The sequence below is a fragment of the Tsukamurella pulmonis genome (assembly GCF_900103175.1).
Taxonomy (GTDB): Bacteria; Actinomycetota; Actinomycetes; order Mycobacteriales; family Mycobacteriaceae; genus Tsukamurella; species Tsukamurella pulmonis.
Genome location: NZ_FNLF01000002.1, coordinates 4,007,145 through 4,023,270 on the forward strand (window position 1 = coordinate 4,007,145; position 16,126 = coordinate 4,023,270).

The following is a 16,126-nucleotide window of genomic DNA, read 5'->3' on the forward strand; positions in this document are numbered from 1 at the left end:
TAATATCGAATCACGTGATCGAGATCCGTACCGCCACCGAGTCCGACTGGCCGGAGATGTTCGCGCAGGACGTGCGCGCCTTCGGCTCCCCCTTCGAAGCCGAGGCGCAGCCGCTGATCCGGCGCACCCTCGACCTGGATCGGTTCGTCGTCGCGCGCGATGTCACCGACGGCACCCTCGTCGGCGTGGCGGGGTCCTTCGCCCTCACCCTGACGGTGCCCGGCGGCGCCCGGCTCGACGCCCCGGGCGTCACGTGGGTCTCGGTGGCGCCCAGCCACCGGCGGCTCGGCGTGCTGCGGAAGATGTTGGACGAGTTACACTCCCGCTACCGGGCCGAGGGCGCCGCGGTGTCGATCCTCACCGCCAGCGAGGGCACCATCTACGAGCGATTCGGCTACGGCGTCGCGACGTCCATCGACGAGGTGACCATCGCCCGCCGCACGGCGCGCCTGCGCTCCCCGCTGCCCGGCCCGCTGCGCACCCGCGCCGTCGAGGGTGCTGCGGCCAAGGAGGCCGTGGAGGACCTGTACCGCCGGTGGCACGCCGCCACTCCGGGATCGGCCTCGGCGGAGCAGTTCTGGGAGCTCTTCCACGCCGACCCCGAGTGGGCCCGCTGGGGCGGCTCGGCGCGGCGGTACCTGCTGCACCCCGACGGTTATGTGACCTACCGGGTGGACGAGAAGGACCGCGCCCAGCTCGACGACGTCAAGGCCCTCACCGACGAGGCCGCCGCCGACCTGTGGCAGGCGGTGCTCGGGCTCGACATCTTCGACGAGGTCACGGCGGACCTGCCGTCCGATCATCCGCTGCGCGCGATGCTGATCGACCCGCGCTCGGTGAAGGTCACCGACCGCAAGGACCGGCTGTGGCTGAAGTTCCTCGACGTGCCGGCGGCGCTGGAGGCGCGCACCTACGAGCAGGACGGCGATCTGGTCCTCGGCGTGGACGGCCGGGCCTACCGGCTCACCGTCGTCGACGGTGCCGCGCGCTGCCGGGAGACGGACGAGGCACCGTCGGTCAGCATGACGGGGCCCACGCTCGCGGGCCTGTACCTCGGCGCGGACTCGCCGTTCACGCTGGCCGCCGCGGGACGGTTCGCCGGAGAAAGCACACCGTTGCGGATTTTCGCGACGGCGCGGCAACCGGAACTGGGAACCGCGTTCTAAACCGCCCGTGGGATTCGTCCCACGAATAGGTAATAGCCGAAGAAAAAGGAACGGCCCTATCGGAAATCAATCCGATAGGGCCGTTCGATGATCAATCGCCGATCAGGCTTGCTTCTCCTCCGCGGCGATCAGCCCGTTGAGAATGCCGACGGCGTCGCCGAGCGTGGCGCGCTGCTCCGCGGTGAGCTCGCCGAGCTTGCCGCGCAGCCACGCCTCGCGCGCTGCGGCCTCACCGGTGATGACCTGTTCGCCCTGCTCCGAGAGGCTGACGATGACCTGGCGGCCGTCGGTGGGGTGCGGCGCGCGCCGCACCAGGCCGAGGTCCGCGAGGGAGGCGATCACCCTCGTCATCGACGGCGGTTGCACGCGCTCGCGCGCCGCGAGTTGCCCCGGGGTGAGCGGCCCGTCGTTGGCGAGCGCATTGAGCGCGGACAGCTGCGTCAGAGAGACGAGCGAATCACGCCGCCGGCCGCGCAAGTGGCGGGCGAACCGCACAGTGGCCAACGCGAGTTCTCCCGCCAGCCGTTCGTCATTGTCAGTCACGGCGTTAGACTACATCCGTCAGATTGATTTCCGCGCATGAACCCCGGGAGAACGCGTGAGCCTTCAAGCGAACGAGCCCGAACCCGCGGTCACGGCGCCCCCGCTGCCGCGCGCGCTGACCGAGGCCCGGCCGGTCGTCCTCGTCGGAACGGCCTTGTTCGCAGCGTTCTTCGTCATCACGTTCCTCGCGCGGGAGACCTTCGGCCAGGCATGGGTCGTCTGCGCCTGCGGCGTGGGTGTCGGCGTGCTCGGCGCCACCGTCCTCACCCTGCAGCGGCGGGCGGCCCTGCGCGGGGATCGGGGAGCGCAGCGCGGCCTCGTCTGAGCCGCAGCACCAGCAGCCCCAGAGCGATCACTGCGGCGCCGATCGCCCAGCCCGCCACCACGTCGAGCATCCAGTGCGCGGCCAGGTACACCCGGCTCAGCCCGATCGCGGCCGTTCCCACCAGCGCCGCCGCGAAGGGCCACCGCCTGCCGGTGAGCGCGTGGGCGGCCACCGCGAAGGTCCCGAGCACCACCATCGAGTTCAGCGCGTGCCCCGACGGAAAACTCTCCGAGGAGATCACGACCAGCCGCGGCGGGATCGGCGGCCGCTCGCGCCCGAAGACGTTCTTGAGCACCACCATCAGGGCCAGCCCGAAAAGCTGGGTCAGGCCGCAGTACAGCGCCCACTCCGGCTGTCGCCGGCGTAGCAGCAGGTACAGGAACCCGGCGATGCCGATCGCCCACATCGACGCGGTGTTGCCCACCGTCGTGACCACGCGCATGGCGGTGGTCAGGGCGTCCCCCCGGATGGAGAGCATCCAGTCGAGCACGCCCTCGTCGATCGGGTTGGGCCACATGTCGCCGTCGATCACCACCCGTTCGACTGTACGTGCAGCGCACCGTCGACGACGACGTACGGCACGCGCCGCTCCGCCCCGTCGACCGCGACGAGCAACTCGTCGTGCACGTGCACCTCGGCGGCGTCGGGGAGCGCGCCGAGCGCCTGCGCCAGCGTCACCCCTGGGTGCGCGCCACGCGCGAAGCGCGCTCCGGCGCCGAGGATCTCGATCGGCACGTCGCCCGCGAGCGGAAGGTCGAGGGTGTCGGCGAGGTCGCCCGCCACGTCGAGCCCGCCGAAGACCAGGCGCTCGGCGGTGAACCGGGCGTGCGGCACGTCCAGTACGGCGGCGTCCTCGGCGTCCACGACGGCGCCGCCGACGGTGCGCACCCGCGCGGGCAGTGCCGCCAGCCGGTGTCCCGCGATCGCGCGGTGCGCGGCGATCACGACCGCCGGGGCGGGCGTGCGCGCCGGATCGGCGAGGGCGTCGGCGAGCACCTGGGCGTCGGCGTCCGTGCGCACGGCGTGCAGCAGTGCGGTGCGCAGCCGCGGCGCGGCCGGATGGGTGCACGGCTCGAGCAGGCCCGCGAAGGTCTCGTCGTCCGCGGGCCGCAGGCGCCCGAGATCGGTACGGGTGTGCAGCCACCAGGCGGTGTAGCCGTCCGGATCGTCCAGTACCCCGGGCAGTTCCGCGAGCAGGTCGTAGGCGGGCTCCCAGTGCTCGACGAGGTCGAGGTCGCGGACGGCGATCAGCTCGTCGGGCTCCCCCGGCAGCTGCGCCCACCACTCGTCCGCGCCGTCCAGGCTCGGGTCCGGCTCCGTCGGCAGCGGCTCGCGCAGCACCCCGAACGTCCAGCCGACGCCGATCGCGCGCAGCGCCTGCGCCGAGTGCCGTGCCTCGAAATCGGGGTCGACGGTGCCGTACGGGTGATCCTCCCCCAGCACCTCCCGCAGCGGCGCGGCCGCGGCGAGCAGCTCGTCCGCGGGGTGCAGCGCACCGTCGTCGCCGGGGACGGGCAGCGCCCCGAGCCAGCTCGGCCCGTCGGCGGCGTTGTCGCCGAGCAGCCCCAGTACTGCCTCGGTGAGCTCGACGTCCTCGGCGAGCGCACCGTCGGACCAGTCGATGCGGCCGACCTCCTCGCGCAGCGCCGGGTCGCCGAGCAGGTCCGCAGCGGGGAGCGTGCGGGCGCCCGCGCGCTCGAGCAGCGGATGCGCCGCGGCGGGATACACGATCCGCGCCCAGGTGACGAGGGCCAGTGCGGTCGCCTCCCCCGCGACCAGCGCCGCGCCGCGCGCGCCGGTCACCACGCGGCCGTCCGCGAGCGGGACCGGCAGGGCGCCGAGGTCCTTGGCCGGGAGGCGCGCCGCGTCGAGCGCGGCGTACAGCGCGCCGTACCAGGCCGGATCGCGGTCGCGCGGCACGGCGTCGGCGAGGTCCGCCGCGGTGAGCTCGCGGGCGCCGAGGGCGACCAGGCGCGCCGCGTCCGGCGCGGAGGAGTACGCGGGCGGGACGAGCGGAAGCGTCTCGCGCAGCAGGTCGTTCAGCTCTGCGGTCAGTCCCGGCAGCACTGCGGCGCGGTCCGGGCGCAGCCGCCCACCGTCGGGCCCGGGGACCCAGGCGTGCCCGCGCAGCTCGTCCTCGATCGCCTCGCGCAGGAGCGCGTCCACGCCGCCCGCGGGTGGACGACGCGGCGGCAGCAGCGGCATCGGGTCGGGCTGCGCGGCGACGAAGGCGGCGTAGCCGTGGGCGGCGAGGGCGACGTCGGCGGCGGGGTGCAGGCGGCGCCGGTCCGGCGTGGTGGGCAGGTCGGCGATGACCCGCACGGGCAGGGTCAGCGGCTCGTCGGTGCGGGTGGGGGCGTGCAGGAAGCGCGCGTCGGCGCCGACCACCCAGCGCGCGTGCGGGCCGTGCCCGGTCACGAGATCGGGTGCGGCGAAACGTTCCTCGCCGACGGTGATCGTCGTCAGCGCCGGCAGATCGAGCAGCAGGTCCTGCGCCTGCGCGGCGAACTCGGCGAGCAGCGCGGGGTCGGCGCCGCGCAGCACGACCTCCGTGGCGAAGCCCGCCCGGGGCGGCGTCGCGACGGGGTACGGCAGGCGCATCGCCGCGACCGCGTCCAGGCCGGCGTCCGCGCGGGAGCGCTCGGCGGAGAACGCGATGCCGCCGCCGGTGGAACGGATCTCGACGTGATCGGTCACCGTCAGTACCGCGGCGAAGCCGACGCCGAACCGGCCGACGGAGGCACCGTCGGACTTCGGGGAGACGCGCAGCGCGGCGAGGGACGCCACGCCCGCCTTCGTCAGGGGCGCGCCGGTGTTGGCGACGTGCACCCCGTCGGCCTCGGCCCAGACGGCCAGCTCCCCGGGGGCGGACGCGGCGGTGGCGGCGTCGGCGGCGTTCTGCGCCAGCTCGACGGCGACCCGGTCGCGGTAGCCGACGGTGACCAGGTCCCGCTCGGCGGCGAGGTCCTCGGCGGCGCGGGTGGGCGAATCGCGCCAGGCGGCGAGGGTCGCGCGGCGCAGCGCGGCGGTACCGAACGGATCGGCGGCCATCTCAGGCCTGCTCGGCGGGAACCTTCTCGACGGCGCCGTCGTCGTAGGGCTCGTACGCGGGGCTCCCCTGGCCCGACGGTCCCGTCACTGACGAGTGCGCGCCGCAGCCGTAGTGGGCGTGCACGACGTGACCGTCGGCCGAGTATTCGTTGCCGCACACCCCGAACGCGGCGCCCAGGGCACCGGAGAGCGGGAGGAAGAAGGCGCAGTCGCCGCAGTGGTAGCGGGTGGCGCGGGCCATCTCGGACTCGGGCCCGTAGTCGCCGGCCAGCCAGCGCTCCGCCGCGTCGATCCGGCCGATGCGCGACATCACGCGCTCGAGGTTCACGCCGATCTCGCCGGCCACCTCGTCGACCGCCGGATCGCCCGACAGGGCGTGGCCGGGCTCGATGCGGACGTCGTTCTCCCGGGGCGGCAGCACGTCGCCGGGTGCCAGATCGCCCGCGCGCACGCGCTCCTCCCACGGCACCCACTCGGGCGCGGTGAGCGAACCGGGGCCGGGCAGCAGCGCCGTCTCGGACACCGTCAGGTCGCCACCGGGGGTGGCGGCGATCACGGCGCACCACTGCCAGCCGCGGTAGGCGGGCAGATCCGCTTCGAAGTAGTGGGCCGCGGCGAACTCGTCCTCGACGACCGTGGCGACGTGCGCGCCCACCCGGGCGCCCTCGTCGGCTTCCAGTACGGCGCGCGCGAGGTCGACCGCGGCGGCTGACTGCAATGCGGAACTCACCCCTCGATTGTGCCGGATGCCGGGCTTCGCGGCGTGGGCGGGGCGGCACGGCCCCTGAACACGGCACTCCTGCGGATGCGGAACAATGGTCGTCGTGAGCAGTCATCCGGGGCAGCAGCAGTATCCCCCCGACGAGCCCCGGCGTCGCCCGGGGTCGCTGCCGCATGCGCACAGCGGGCAGTCCGTGCGGCAGGGGGCGGGGGCCGCGGGCCAGGAATCCGAGCGCCCGCAGTACACGACCAACCACCATCTTCCGCCGCTCGAGGACACCCCGACCGCCGCCGACCGGCGCGCGGCCGAGGAGGAGCAGCGGCGGATGCCGCGCAAGATCACCGTCACCCGGGTGGCGGCCATGCGCGGCCGCGAGATCACCGAGGCCGGGATCGCGAAGTGGCGGCAGGCCACCACGGCCGACGGTGCCGACAAGTCCGGCCTGACCGCGCTCACCTACCCGGTGATCCTCAACAACGCCGTCGACGCCGCCATGATGGTGGCCCTCGCCAACACCCTGTTCTTCGCCGCGGCGCAGGCCGAGTCGAAGTCCAAGGTCGCGCTGTACCTGCTGGTCAACATCGCGCCGTTCGCGATCATCGCGCCGTTCATGGGCCCGCTGCTCGACCGGATCCAGCACGGCCGGCGGGTGGCGCTCGCGACGTCCTTCGGCGTCCGCGTGGCACTGGCCGTGCTGCTGATCACGAACTGCGACTACGACCCCGTCGCCAACACCGTCAACTTCGATCCCTGGGTGCTCTACCCCTGTGCGCTGGGAATGATGGTGATGAGTAAATCCTTCTCGGTGCTCAAATCCGCGGTGGTGCCGCGGGTGCTGCCACCGTCGATCGACCTGGCCCGGGTGAACTCCCGCCTCACGCTGTTCGGCCTGGTCGTGGGCTCGGGCGTCGGTGGCGCGATCGCCTCGGCCGCCGAGTTCGGCCTGAGCCGCATGCTGCACATCCCCGGCGGCATGTACGCGCTGATGGTCTTCGCCGTGCTCGGCGCGGTGATGTGCATGCGCATCCCGAAGTGGGTGGAGAACACCTCCGGCGAGGTGCCCACCACGCTCTCCTACACGGGGGCGATGGCGCGCGACGCCGCCCGCGCCTCCGCCGGCGGCGCGGAGGAGAGCGGCCGCGCGAAGATCGGCGCCGCGTTCAAGAACCTGCGGGTGCCGCTCGGGCGCAGCGTCGTGACCGGACTGTGGGGCAACACCACCATCCGCGTGCTGACCGGTTTCCTCACCCTCTACATCGCCTTCTACAGCAAGGCCCAGCAGGCCTCGGGCGGCTCGGCCACCGAATCGCTGTTGATGATCGGCGCGGTGGGTGCCGCCGCGGGCATCGGCAACTTCATCGGCAACGGCATCGGCGCGCGCCTCGAGCTGCCCCGCCCCGCGCGGATCGTCGTGCAGGCGACCGTCGCGGCCACCGCCGGGGCGATCATCGCGGCCGTCTTCGGCAACCTGATCGTGATCGCGGCCGTCACCTTCCTCGCCTCCGGCGTCTCCGCGCTCGGCAAGGTCTCGCTCGACGCGTCCATCCAGGACGACCTGCCCGACGAGTCCCGCGCGTCCGCCTTCGGCCGCTCCGAGACGGCGCTGCAGCTCGGCTGGGTCGGCGGCGCCGCGCTCGGCGTGCTGCTGCCGCCCACGCTGTGGATCGGCTTCGCCACCGTCGCCGCGATCATGGTCGCCGGCACCGTCCAGACCGTCCTCACCTACCGCGGCGGCTCGCTGATCCCGAACTTCGGCGGTAAGCGCCCGGAACACGTCCCACCCACGATGAACGGGGTCAGATGATCAAGCCCAGCCCGAAGCTGCTCGTCGCCGGAGCGGCGTTCCTCGTCGCGGCCGCGGTCCTGCTCGCGTACGCGGTCGTCGCCGGACTCGAGAAGCGGGATGAGCCCAAGCCGCGCCCGACGCTGCAGGCCACCGTCGGCGACCGGATGCTCGATGTCGGGCCGATGCAGTTCTGCACCAACGTGCAGGCCGCGGAGTGCGACGTGCCGCAGCGCCCGGTGAAGCTGCCCGTGGAGTTCGGCCAGGCGATCGTGATCTCGCTGCCCGAGTACATCTCCGAGCGGCCGTGGTTCCTCACCATCCAGCGCTACGACACCCGTCGCGGCGAGGCGACCCTGGAGACGATCACCCACGTCGATCCGGCGGAGGCCACGCTGGTGCTCAAGTCGACCGAGCAGCTGTTCGTCACCGCGGTCGAGATCAACGTGCCCTCGCAGTACCAGGACGCCCAGGGCAACCTCATCGCGCAGGCCGTGTGGGGCATCGACACGCTCGCCGAGAGCGTCGCCAAGGATTACGCGCTGGTGCAGAAGCCGTAATGGGCGGCGAGGCGGTCGTCCTGGTGGTGGTCATCGGCGCCACGCTGGCGCCGATCGCCCTCGCGGTCGTGGTCCGGCGCCGGCAGAAGTCCGGCCGCTGGCGCGGCGGCTTCACCCCCGGCTACGACCCGACCACCGACAACTGGGCCACCCGGGTGAACGCACCCCCGCCCGCGAATCCCGACCAGTCCGAGATCCGCGACCGCCACGAGTACTGAGCCTCACGCGGCGCGGTCGGCCCGCCCGGGCAGGCGGAACGCGGGCACCGCACCAAGGACGGTGACCGCCGCCATCACCCAGAAGGCGGGGTGCAACGCGGTCTCCGCGGGCGCGTGCGCGAGCCCCGCCTGCAGGATGATCGCGACGGCGGCGACACCGACCGCACCGCCCATTTGCTGGGCTCCCCTGGTCAGCATCGACGCGTGCGGGAACTGATCGCGGGAGAGCCCCGTGTACGCCGCCGACATGATCGGCACGAGTACCGCACCGAGGCCCAGGCCGCGTACGAACAGTAGGAGCGCGAGCACCACCGGGCTGGTGGCGGCGGTGACGAAGGCGAAGGGCACCGTCGCCACCGCCATCGCCACGAAGGCCGTGCCCGCCACCGCGCGCGGACCGAAACGCTCCACCAGCCCGCCGATGAAGAACCGCGGCACGAACGCGCCGACGGCCTGGGGCGCGAGGAGCAGCGCGGTGGCGAGGGCACCGTCGCCTCGGACGGTCTGCCAGTAGAGCGGCAGCAGGAACATCGTCCCCATGAGCGCCCCTCCCGCGACGAGACTCGCCAGCGTGGACGCAGCGACCGTCGGGACGCGAAGCAGTCGCACGCGCACGAGCGCGCGATCGCGGGCGCGCACCGCGTGCACTCCGAACGCGGCGATCAGCGCCGCTCCCACCCCCACTGCCAGGAGGACGCCGCCCGACGCACCGGTACCGGCCAGCTCGGCGAGGCCGTAGAACGTGAGGACGATCCCCGGAGCGAGCAGTGCCAGGCCGGCGCGGTCGAGCGGCGGAGCAGTGCCGGGCGCCGGCGCGTCGTCGGGCAGGACCCGTAGCGCCGCGAGGGCGGCGATGCCGCACAGCGGGACGTTGATCGCGAACATCCAGCGCCAGTCCGCCCAGTGCAGCAGTGCGCCGCCCAGGACCGGACCGATCAGCGGTCCGAGGGCGATGGGGACGCCCAGCGCGGCGGTGATGCGCGCGAGGGAGGCACCCCCTGCAGCGCGCACCGCGATCGTCTGCATGTTCGTCATGAGCACCCCGGCGGCGGCACCCTGCAGTGTGCGGAAAACGATGAGGCTCAACGGGCTCCAGCTCAGCGCGCACAGCGCGGAACCGGCGGCGAAGACCGCCAGCGCCGCGAGCCACGTCCGCCGGCCGCCGAAGCGGGCGTCGAGCCAGCCGCAGAGCGGGATCGAGACGACCAGCGCGAGCAGGTAGACCGTGCTCACCCACTGAATGGTGGCGATGTCGGTGCGCAGGTCGACGACCAGCGTGTGCACCGCGATGGTCAGCATCGTGGTGTCCAGGATCGGAGCGAAGACACCGAGGACGAGCGTCGCAATGAGTGCGCGCTGCGATCGAGTCGTCGCCGGTGCATTAGATACAGTCATGTATCTAATGTGCGCCATGTTGATAAGATACGCAAGTGGACTCAATATCGGAGGCGCCGCGCACCCGCCGTCGCGGCGCCGCGCTCGAGGAGGCGATCCTCGACGCGGCGTGGGACCAGCTGGTCGACAAGGGGTACGGCGACTTCACCCTGGAAGCGGTGGCCGGCCGCGCCGGGACCTCACGGTCGGTGCTGTACCGCCGGTGGCCGGGCCGGGTCGAGCTCCTCCGGGCCGCGGTGGCGCGTCGCGGCGGAACCCTCGCGGCCGACCCGCCGGACACCGGCACCCTGCGCGGCGACGCGATCGCTCTCTTGCATGCCATGTCGGACCATCGCGTCGAACTGATGATCCTGCTGCAGACCCGACTCGGCGAGTTCTTCGCCGAGTCGGGCGACTCCCCCGCGGACCTGCGGGAGCTCATGGTCGGACCGCGCGGCGGGTCGATGCACGACGCTGTCGCCCGGGCGATCGAGCGCGGCGAGATCGACCCCGAGCGGGTCACCGACCGGATCGTGCGGCTCCCCGCGGACCTGGTGCGCCATCAGATGGCGATGACGCTGCGTCCCGTGCCGTCCGAGGACATCGCCGAGATCGTCGACGACTGCTTCCTGCCGCTCCTCGTGCCCCGTGGGGACTGACGCGGCGGCGAGGACCTAGGAATCCAGCTCGCGAGCGATCTCGCGGAGCACCTTGGCGATCTGCTCGGAGGCCTTGCGGTCCGGGTAGCGGCCCTTGCGCAGCTCGGGCTGCACGCCGACGTCGAGCAGCTGGATCATGTCCTCGATCAGCACGTTCAGGTCCTCGGCGGGCCGACGGTCCGCGGCCGGCCGGCGGCCGCGCTGCGCACCCGCGCCCCGGGAGACCGACGGTGCCGGCTCGAGCACCGTCACCGTCAGCGCCTGCGGGCCGCGACGACCCGCGGCCATGCTGAACTCGACCCGCTGGCCCTGCTTGAGCCCGTCGACCCCGTCGGGCAGCGCCGACGACCGGACGTAGACGTCCTCGCCGCCCTCCTGGGAGAGGAAGCCGAAGCCCTTGTCCGTGTCGTACCACTTGACCTTGCCGGTAGGCACTCTCGTCACCCGCTCTGCACTAAGAACAACAAAACGCGCCCCGCGATCGGCGAGACGCACTGGGACTAGTCTAGAGGCATGGGCAAGTTCGTTTCCGGCGCCGTCTCCGTCTCGATCGCACTCTTCGCGATCGGGCTGATCGCGATCGCCGCCCTGTTCCTCACGCCGCTCGTCACGGGCGGCACCACCGCCCCCACCTGGGTGTACGCCCTGACACCGCTGGCGCCCGTCGGTTTCCTCGTGGGCGTGATCGCCGTGATCATCGGCGGTCGCGTCGGGGATCGCGAGCAGTCGTGAAACCCCTGGTCGACCGCTACGGGCGCGTCGCACGCGACCTGCGGGTCTCCCTCACCGACCGGTGCAACCTGCGGTGCACCTACTGCATGCCCGCCGAGGGACTGCCCTGGCTGGCGAACGACCACGTGCTGACCGGCCCCGAGATCGACCGACTCATCACGATCGGCGTCCGCGACCTCGGAATCACGGAGATCCGATTCACCGGCGGTGAGCCGTTGCTGCGGGCCGACCTGGACCGGATCGTCGCGCACGCGGCGTCGCTGGAACCGCGCCCCGAGATCTCACTGACCACCAACGGCCTCTCTCTCGCGCGGCACGCGGCGAAGCTCGCCGGGGCCGGGCTCGACCGGGTCAACGTCTCGCTCGACACGGTCGATCGCGAGGAGTACGCGAAGGTCACCCGGCGCGACCGCCTCGACGACGCTCTGGCCGGCCTGCGCGCCGCCGCGGACGCCGGCCTCACCCCGGTCAAGGTCAACGCCGTCCTCGGGCCGGGGCGGCTCGACGACGCGCGCCCGCTGCTGCGACTGTGCCTCGACGCGGGCTACGAGCTGCGGATCATCGAGCACATGCCGCTCGACGCGGACCACACGTGGGACCGCAGCACCATGATCACGGCCGAGCACATCCTCGCCGAGCTGCGCCGCGAGTTCACCCTCACGCCGCACGCGGAGCCGCGCGGCAGCGCGCCCGCCGAGCTCTTCACGGTCGACGGCGGCCCGTCGACGGTGGGCGTGATCGCCTCGGTCACGCGCCCCTTCTGCGGCGATTGCGACCGGGTGCGGCTCACCGCCGACGGCCAGATCCGCACCTGCCTGTTCGCGGCCGAGGAGACCGACCTCAAGCCGTTGCTGCGCGGCGGCGCGACCGACGAGCAGATCGCCGACGCCTGGCTCGCCGCGATGCTCGGCAAGCAGGCCGGACACGGCATCGACGACCCGGCGTTCCTGCAGCCGTCGCGCCCGATGAGCGCGATCGGGGGCTGAGCCGTGCTGATCCGTTACTTCGCCGCCGCCCGCGCCGCGGCGGGGGTCTCCGAGGAGCGCGTCCCGGTGCCCGACGGTGCCTCCGTCGCCGAGGTGGCCGAGCTCCTGGCCGAGCGCCGCCCCGCGCTGAGCGCCGTTCTGCCGCGCTGCAGCTACCTGCTCGACGAGGTCGCCGTGCGCGACGTCGCGGCACCCGCATCCGGGGCGATGCTCGACGTGCTCCCGCCCTTCGCCGGCGGCTGATCCGACCGACACCCCCGGGTGACATCGATCACACTCCGCAAAATCACGGTCCGGTAACGGTTGGGCCACGGGGCGGGGTCTGTTACCGTCGCTGAGGGCCGCAGCAGCAGCCACCCGGATCGTTCGCAGCGCAGAGCTTCGTCCAGTGTCCGATTCGGGAAAGCACCACGATCTACACCTGGACGAAGGCGGAGGAACCATCCGCGGCCGCACGGCCGCAGGGCGCACGCCCTAGGGGTCAAGCCGGGCAACCGGCCGAGCAGCCTCTCGCTCGAACCCGACAGCTAACTTCGCACGCGCGTAGAGAGGAAAGACTTCACACGATGACCGGTCGTCACCGCAAGCAGTCCACCACCAGCCTGAGCGCCGCGAAGATCGCCGCCGCCGGCGCGATGCTCGGTGGCGCAGGTTTCGCGCTCGCCGCACCCGCCGCGAACGCCGCCCCCGATTCCCAGTGGGACCAGGTCGCGCAGTGCGAGGCCGGCGGAAACTGGTCGATCAACACCGGCAACGGCTACCACGGCGGCCTGCAGTTCAGCCCGTCCACCTGGAACGCCTACGGCGGCCAGCAGTACGCGCCCACCGCGAACCAGGCCAGCAAGGCCCAGCAGATCGCGATCGCCGAGAAGGTCCTCGCCGGCCAGGGCAAGGGCGCATGGCCGTCCTGCGGCACCGGCCTCGGCGCGCCGACCCCGCGCACCGTCTCCCCGACGGACACCGGCGCCACGAAGCCGGCCACCAAGCCCGTGAGCAAGCCGGCCGCGAAGCCCGCCGCCAAGCCGGTCGCGAAGCCCGCCGCCAAGCCGGTCGCGAAGCCCGCAGCGAAGCCCGTCGCCAAGCCTGCGGCCAAGCCCGCCGCGAAGCCGGTCGCCAAGCCCGGCCAGTCGGTCAACGCGAAGTACATCGAGCAGGTCATCTCGCAGGCCCAGAGCGGCGGCCAGCAGGTCGATCCCGCCGTGCTCTCCATGCTGCAGCAGGCGGCCGCGAAGGGCTACTGAGCCCACGCGCTCCATCACGTCCCGAAGGGGGCCGACGGCACCACGCCGTCGGCCCCCTTCGTCGTTCGCGGAGGCATCCCGGTCGATCGGTGATCGAATCACGGTCGGGTAACGTTTTGCAGTCGCACACTATCTGCTAGGTTCATCACCGGTCGTGTTCGCGACTGCAAAGCTCGGCAGGAAAGAAGGCCCGATGTTCACTCGCCACCGCACCTCACGGACCGCAGGCAAGCTCGCCGCCGCCGGTGCGCTGTTCGCCGCCGCGGGGCTCGTCGTCGCCGCACCCGCCGCCGCCACGCCCGGCTGCCCCTGCAACCCCGTCGCACCCGCCCCGGCTCCGGCCCCGAGCGCTGCGGCCCCGGCACCGGGTGCGTCCGTCACCCCGGCGAAGCCGGCCAAGCCCGCCCCGGCCCGTCCGGGCGCCGGGCAGCCCGGCCAGGGCGCCGTCGTGCCCGGCGTGATCCCCGTGGTCGTCCCCGGCGGTGTCGCCCCGGGCGTCGGCACCGCCCCCGGCGGCGCCGGACGGACCGGCGCGGGCAACGGCGCGCGCGGCGCGGCCCCTGCCGGTGTCGCAGCCCCCGCGGGCATCGCAGCACCCGCCGGCGTCGCAGCGCCCGCGGGCGTCCTCCCCGTCCCCGTCGGCATCCCGGTGGGCGTCGGCATCCCCGCCGGCGTCGGAATCCCCGCCGGTATCGGCATCCCCGCGGGCGTCGGCGCGGCCGGGCCCGCTGCTCGTGCGGGCGCCGGTGCGGCGGGCGGAGCCGCCGGTGTCGGTGCGGTCACCCCCGGCACCCGTGCGGGTGTCGGCGCCGCCGGCGCTGCGGGCCCCGTCGGCGCGGGTGCGGTGGCGCCCGGCGCGCGGGCCGGTGTCGGCGTCGACGGGATCGGCGTCCCCGGCACCAGCACCGGCGTCAAGCCGGTCCGCCCCGTCTACCCGGCCACCGCGAACGTGCCGCAGCGCCCCGCCAACCCCGGCATCACCATCCCCGACGGCGTGCTGGGCGCGCCCGTCGTGCCCGGACACCTCGGTGTCCCCCTGTTCGCGCCGCGGGCGTGTGACCCCACGAAGGTCACCACGTGCGCGGCCCGGTGACGAAGTAACGGACCGGTAGACAGTGGGTCGGCGGCTACGCGCTGCCGACCCACTCGTCTGTTCCGTCCCGGAACAGCTGGTGCTTCCAGACGGGGAGCGCCTCTTTGACCGCGTCGACGATGCGCGCGCAGGTCGCGAACGCCGCGGCGCGATGATCGGCGGAGACGGCAACGACCAGCGCGGCGTCGCCGATGGCCAGCGGACCGACGCGGTGCGAGACGGCGACGGCGCGCACCCCCTCGGCGGCGTCCGCCTCGGCCTGCACGACCTCGGCGATGACGCGCTGGGCGGTCGGGTGCGCCGAGTACTCCAGGCCGGTCACGTCACGACCACCGTCGTGATCACGGACCGCGCCGATGAAGCCGACCACGGCCCCGGCCTCGGGCCGGGTCACTGCCGCCTCGTGCGCGGCCAGGTCGATCGGCTCCTCGGTGACGCGGGCCAGGACCACTTCAGCCATGGTCGCCGCCGCGGATCTGGTCCAGGGCGTGCGAGAGCACCCCGTCGAGCACGGCGAGGCCGTCACGGACCCCGCCCGACGAGCCCGGCAGGTTCACCACGAGCGACGTACCCGCAACGCCCGCGAGACCGCGGCTGAGCACCGTGGTCGGCACATCGGGCAGGCCGGCCGCGCGGATCGCATTGGCCAGCCCGGGGATCTCGAAGGTCAGGGCCCCGCGGGTCTCCTCGGGGGTGCGATCCGACGGGGTGAGACCGGTGCCGCCGGTGGTCAGCACCACGGCGTCGCCGCGGCGCACCGCGGAGCGGATGGCGGCGCCCACCTCCTCGCCGTCGGGCACGACGACGGGGCCGTAGACCTCGAAGCCCCGCTCGCCGAGCCAGGCGGCGATGACGGGGCCGGTGGTGTCCTCGCGCTCGCCGAGCGACGCGCGGGTGGAGGCGACCACGACGGTGGCGTGGTGATCGCGGGAAGGGCGCAGGGGTTCAGTCATCTCTCTCCCAATGGCCGGTCTTGCCGCCGTCCTTGGTGAGCACGCGGACGTCCGTCATGACGGCGGCGGGGTCGAGTGCCTTGACCATGTCGTGCAGGGTCAGGCCGGCCACGGTGACGGCGGTGAGCGCCTCCATCTCGACGCCCGTCCGGCCGGTGCAGCGCACCGTGGCGGTGACGGCGATCTCCGCGCCCGACGGCCGCAGGTCGACGGTGACGCCGGAGATCGGCAGCGGATGGCACAGCGGAATCAGATCGGCCGTGCGCTTGACCGCCATGATGCCCGCGATGCGGGCGGTGGCGAGCACGTCGCCCTTGGGGACCGCACCGTCGGCGATCGCCGCGACGACGGCCTCGGTGGTGCGGAAGGTCCCGGCCGCGACCGCCGTGCGGGCGGTGACGTCCTTGGCGGTCACGTCGACCATGCGCGCGGCGCCGGTCGCATCGACGTGCGAGAGGCCTGAGGCCTGCACGTCGCGCTGCTCGGCGTTCGCCGCGGCGTGGTCGCGGGAAGCGGGACTCGGAGTCAGCGGTTGATCCGGGTCGACGGGTGCACGTACGGGATGTGCTGCTGGGGGAACTCCAGCTCACCGAACGGCGACAGCGCGCCGACCACCGGGGCCACCAGCTCGGTCACGGCGTGATCGGCCGTGCCCTCATCGGCACCGGGCCAGCCGTTGTCGACGTACTCGGCCTTCTTCGCATTCGAGGTCTCAGACACG

21 protein-coding genes and 1 riboswitch are annotated in these 16,126 nt (G+C 73.3%); of the genes, 11 read left to right on the top strand and 10 right to left on the bottom strand.

The genetic code is table 11. From position 1 onward, the window contains the following. The first annotated feature begins 14 nt into the window (after positions 1-14). A complete protein-coding gene (locus tag BLQ62_RS19665) occupies positions 15-1,166 on the top strand; it encodes a GNAT family N-acetyltransferase (protein WP_068564471.1) in 1,152 nt (383 codons plus the stop codon). A gap of 102 nt (positions 1,167-1,268) precedes the next feature. Here BLQ62_RS19665 and BLQ62_RS19670 read toward each other — a convergent pair whose 3' ends face one another. Further along, positions 1,269-1,709: a MarR family winged helix-turn-helix transcriptional regulator gene (locus BLQ62_RS19670; RefSeq protein WP_068564468.1), complete on the bottom strand. Its 441-nt coding sequence runs from the start codon at positions 1,707-1,709 to the stop codon at positions 1,269-1,271. A gap of 55 nt (positions 1,710-1,764) precedes the next feature. Between BLQ62_RS19670 and BLQ62_RS19675 the strand changes: the two genes are divergently transcribed. Continuing rightward, positions 1,765-2,034 (top strand): DUF2530 domain-containing protein, encoded by a 270-nt coding sequence (locus tag BLQ62_RS19675; protein WP_068528119.1) that lies wholly within the window; start codon positions 1,765-1,767, stop codon positions 2,032-2,034. On the opposite strand, the gene BLQ62_RS19680 is transcribed toward BLQ62_RS19675, so the two are convergent. The 3 genes from BLQ62_RS19680 to BLQ62_RS19690 are packed head-to-tail and all read right to left on the bottom strand — an operon-like array spanning position 1,973 to position 5,833. Beyond that, entirely contained in the window at positions 1,973-2,569 is a 597-nt protein-coding gene (locus BLQ62_RS19680) for a phosphatase PAP2 family protein (RefSeq protein WP_068564466.1), read from the bottom strand. The genes BLQ62_RS19675 and BLQ62_RS19680 overlap by 62 nt on opposite strands. Beyond that, entirely contained in the window at positions 2,563-5,085 is a 2,523-nt protein-coding gene (locus BLQ62_RS19685; protein ID WP_068564464.1) for a sacsin N-terminal ATP-binding-like domain-containing protein, read from the bottom strand. Before BLQ62_RS19685 ends, BLQ62_RS19680 begins: the two co-directional genes overlap by 7 nt. Position 5,086: 1 nt before the next feature. Beyond that, on the bottom strand, positions 5,087-5,833 hold the full coding sequence (locus tag BLQ62_RS19690; RefSeq protein ID WP_414929905.1) for a DUF3027 domain-containing protein: 747 nt from the start codon (positions 5,831-5,833) through the stop codon (positions 5,087-5,089). Between the two features lie 76 nt (positions 5,834-5,909). Between BLQ62_RS19690 and BLQ62_RS19695 the strand changes: the two genes are divergently transcribed. From BLQ62_RS19695 to BLQ62_RS19705, 3 genes are read left to right on the top strand one after another with little or no spacing between them, the layout of a single operon-like run. Then, a complete protein-coding gene (locus BLQ62_RS19695; RefSeq protein ID WP_414929903.1) occupies positions 5,910-7,610 on the top strand; it encodes an MFS transporter in 1,701 nt (566 codons plus the stop codon). Continuing rightward, positions 7,607-8,149: a DUF2771 family protein gene (locus tag BLQ62_RS19700; RefSeq protein WP_068564462.1), complete on the top strand. Its 543-nt coding sequence runs from the start codon at positions 7,607-7,609 to the stop codon at positions 8,147-8,149. Before BLQ62_RS19695 ends, BLQ62_RS19700 begins: the two co-directional genes overlap by 4 nt. Then, positions 8,149-8,367, top strand: coding sequence for a hypothetical protein (locus tag BLQ62_RS19705; RefSeq protein WP_068528102.1), 219 nt, complete (start codon positions 8,149-8,151; stop codon positions 8,365-8,367). The genes BLQ62_RS19700 and BLQ62_RS19705 overlap by 1 nt, the downstream gene beginning before the upstream one ends. A gap of 3 nt (positions 8,368-8,370) precedes the next feature. Here the strand turns inward: BLQ62_RS19705 and BLQ62_RS19710 are convergent, their stop codons facing one another. Further along, complete coding sequence (locus BLQ62_RS19710; RefSeq protein ID WP_160126296.1) at positions 8,371-9,762, bottom strand: DHA2 family efflux MFS transporter permease subunit; 1,392 nt, start codon at positions 9,760-9,762, stop codon at positions 8,371-8,373. Positions 9,763-9,797: 35 nt separating this feature from the next. Here BLQ62_RS19710 and BLQ62_RS19715 point away from each other — a divergent pair, with 35 nt between their 5' ends. Beyond that, entirely contained in the window at positions 9,798-10,400 is a 603-nt protein-coding gene (locus tag BLQ62_RS19715; RefSeq protein ID WP_068564458.1) for a TetR/AcrR family transcriptional regulator, read from the top strand. Between the two features lie 15 nt (positions 10,401-10,415). Here BLQ62_RS19715 and BLQ62_RS24400 read toward each other — a convergent pair whose 3' ends face one another. Then, a complete protein-coding gene (locus BLQ62_RS24400; protein ID WP_068528093.1) occupies positions 10,416-10,835 on the bottom strand; it encodes a cold-shock protein in 420 nt (139 codons plus the stop codon). A 78-nt stretch (positions 10,836-10,913) separates the two neighbouring features. Here BLQ62_RS24400 and BLQ62_RS19725 point away from each other — a divergent pair, with 78 nt between their 5' ends. From BLQ62_RS19725 to BLQ62_RS19745, 5 genes are all read left to right on the top strand, one after another. Next, positions 10,914-11,132, top strand: a complete 219-nt coding sequence (locus tag BLQ62_RS19725) for a hypothetical protein (RefSeq protein WP_068564455.1) — start codon at positions 10,914-10,916, stop codon at positions 11,130-11,132. Next, a complete protein-coding gene (gene moaA, locus BLQ62_RS19730) occupies positions 11,129-12,118 on the top strand; it encodes a GTP 3',8-cyclase MoaA (protein WP_068564452.1) in 990 nt (329 codons plus the stop codon). Before BLQ62_RS19725 ends, moaA begins: the two co-directional genes overlap by 4 nt. 3 nt (positions 12,119-12,121) lie before the next feature. Then, positions 12,122-12,361 (top strand): MoaD/ThiS family protein, encoded by a 240-nt coding sequence (locus BLQ62_RS19735; RefSeq protein WP_068528081.1) that lies wholly within the window; start codon positions 12,122-12,124, stop codon positions 12,359-12,361. Between the two features lie 156 nt (positions 12,362-12,517). Next, a riboswitch (cyclic di-AMP (ydaO/yuaA leader) is annotated at positions 12,518-12,674 on the top strand. 10 nt (positions 12,675-12,684) lie between these two features. Beyond that, positions 12,685-13,359: a transglycosylase family protein gene (locus tag BLQ62_RS19740; RefSeq protein WP_068528077.1), complete on the top strand. Its 675-nt coding sequence runs from the start codon at positions 12,685-12,687 to the stop codon at positions 13,357-13,359. Between the two features lie 193 nt (positions 13,360-13,552). Continuing rightward, positions 13,553-14,452, top strand: a complete 900-nt coding sequence (locus tag BLQ62_RS19745; RefSeq protein WP_068564450.1) for a hypothetical protein — start codon at positions 13,553-13,555, stop codon at positions 14,450-14,452. A gap of 34 nt (positions 14,453-14,486) precedes the next feature. Here BLQ62_RS19745 and BLQ62_RS19750 read toward each other — a convergent pair whose 3' ends face one another. The 4 genes from BLQ62_RS19750 to BLQ62_RS19765 are packed head-to-tail and all read right to left on the bottom strand — an operon-like array spanning position 14,487 to position 16,125. Beyond that, positions 14,487-14,912, bottom strand: a complete 426-nt coding sequence (locus BLQ62_RS19750) for a molybdenum cofactor biosynthesis protein MoaE (RefSeq protein WP_068528072.1) — start codon at positions 14,910-14,912, stop codon at positions 14,487-14,489. Next, entirely contained in the window at positions 14,905-15,405 is a 501-nt protein-coding gene (locus BLQ62_RS19755) for a MogA/MoaB family molybdenum cofactor biosynthesis protein (protein ID WP_068528069.1), read from the bottom strand. Before BLQ62_RS19755 ends, BLQ62_RS19750 begins: the two co-directional genes overlap by 8 nt. Next, positions 15,398-15,877, bottom strand: a complete 480-nt coding sequence (gene moaC, locus BLQ62_RS19760; RefSeq protein WP_114651813.1) for a cyclic pyranopterin monophosphate synthase MoaC — start codon at positions 15,875-15,877, stop codon at positions 15,398-15,400. The genes BLQ62_RS19755 and moaC overlap by 8 nt, the downstream gene beginning before the upstream one ends. Before the next feature lie 53 nt (positions 15,878-15,930). Beyond that, a complete protein-coding gene (locus BLQ62_RS19765) occupies positions 15,931-16,125 on the bottom strand; it encodes a hypothetical protein (RefSeq protein WP_068528067.1) in 195 nt (64 codons plus the stop codon). Between the last annotated feature and the right edge of the window lies 1 nt (position 16,126).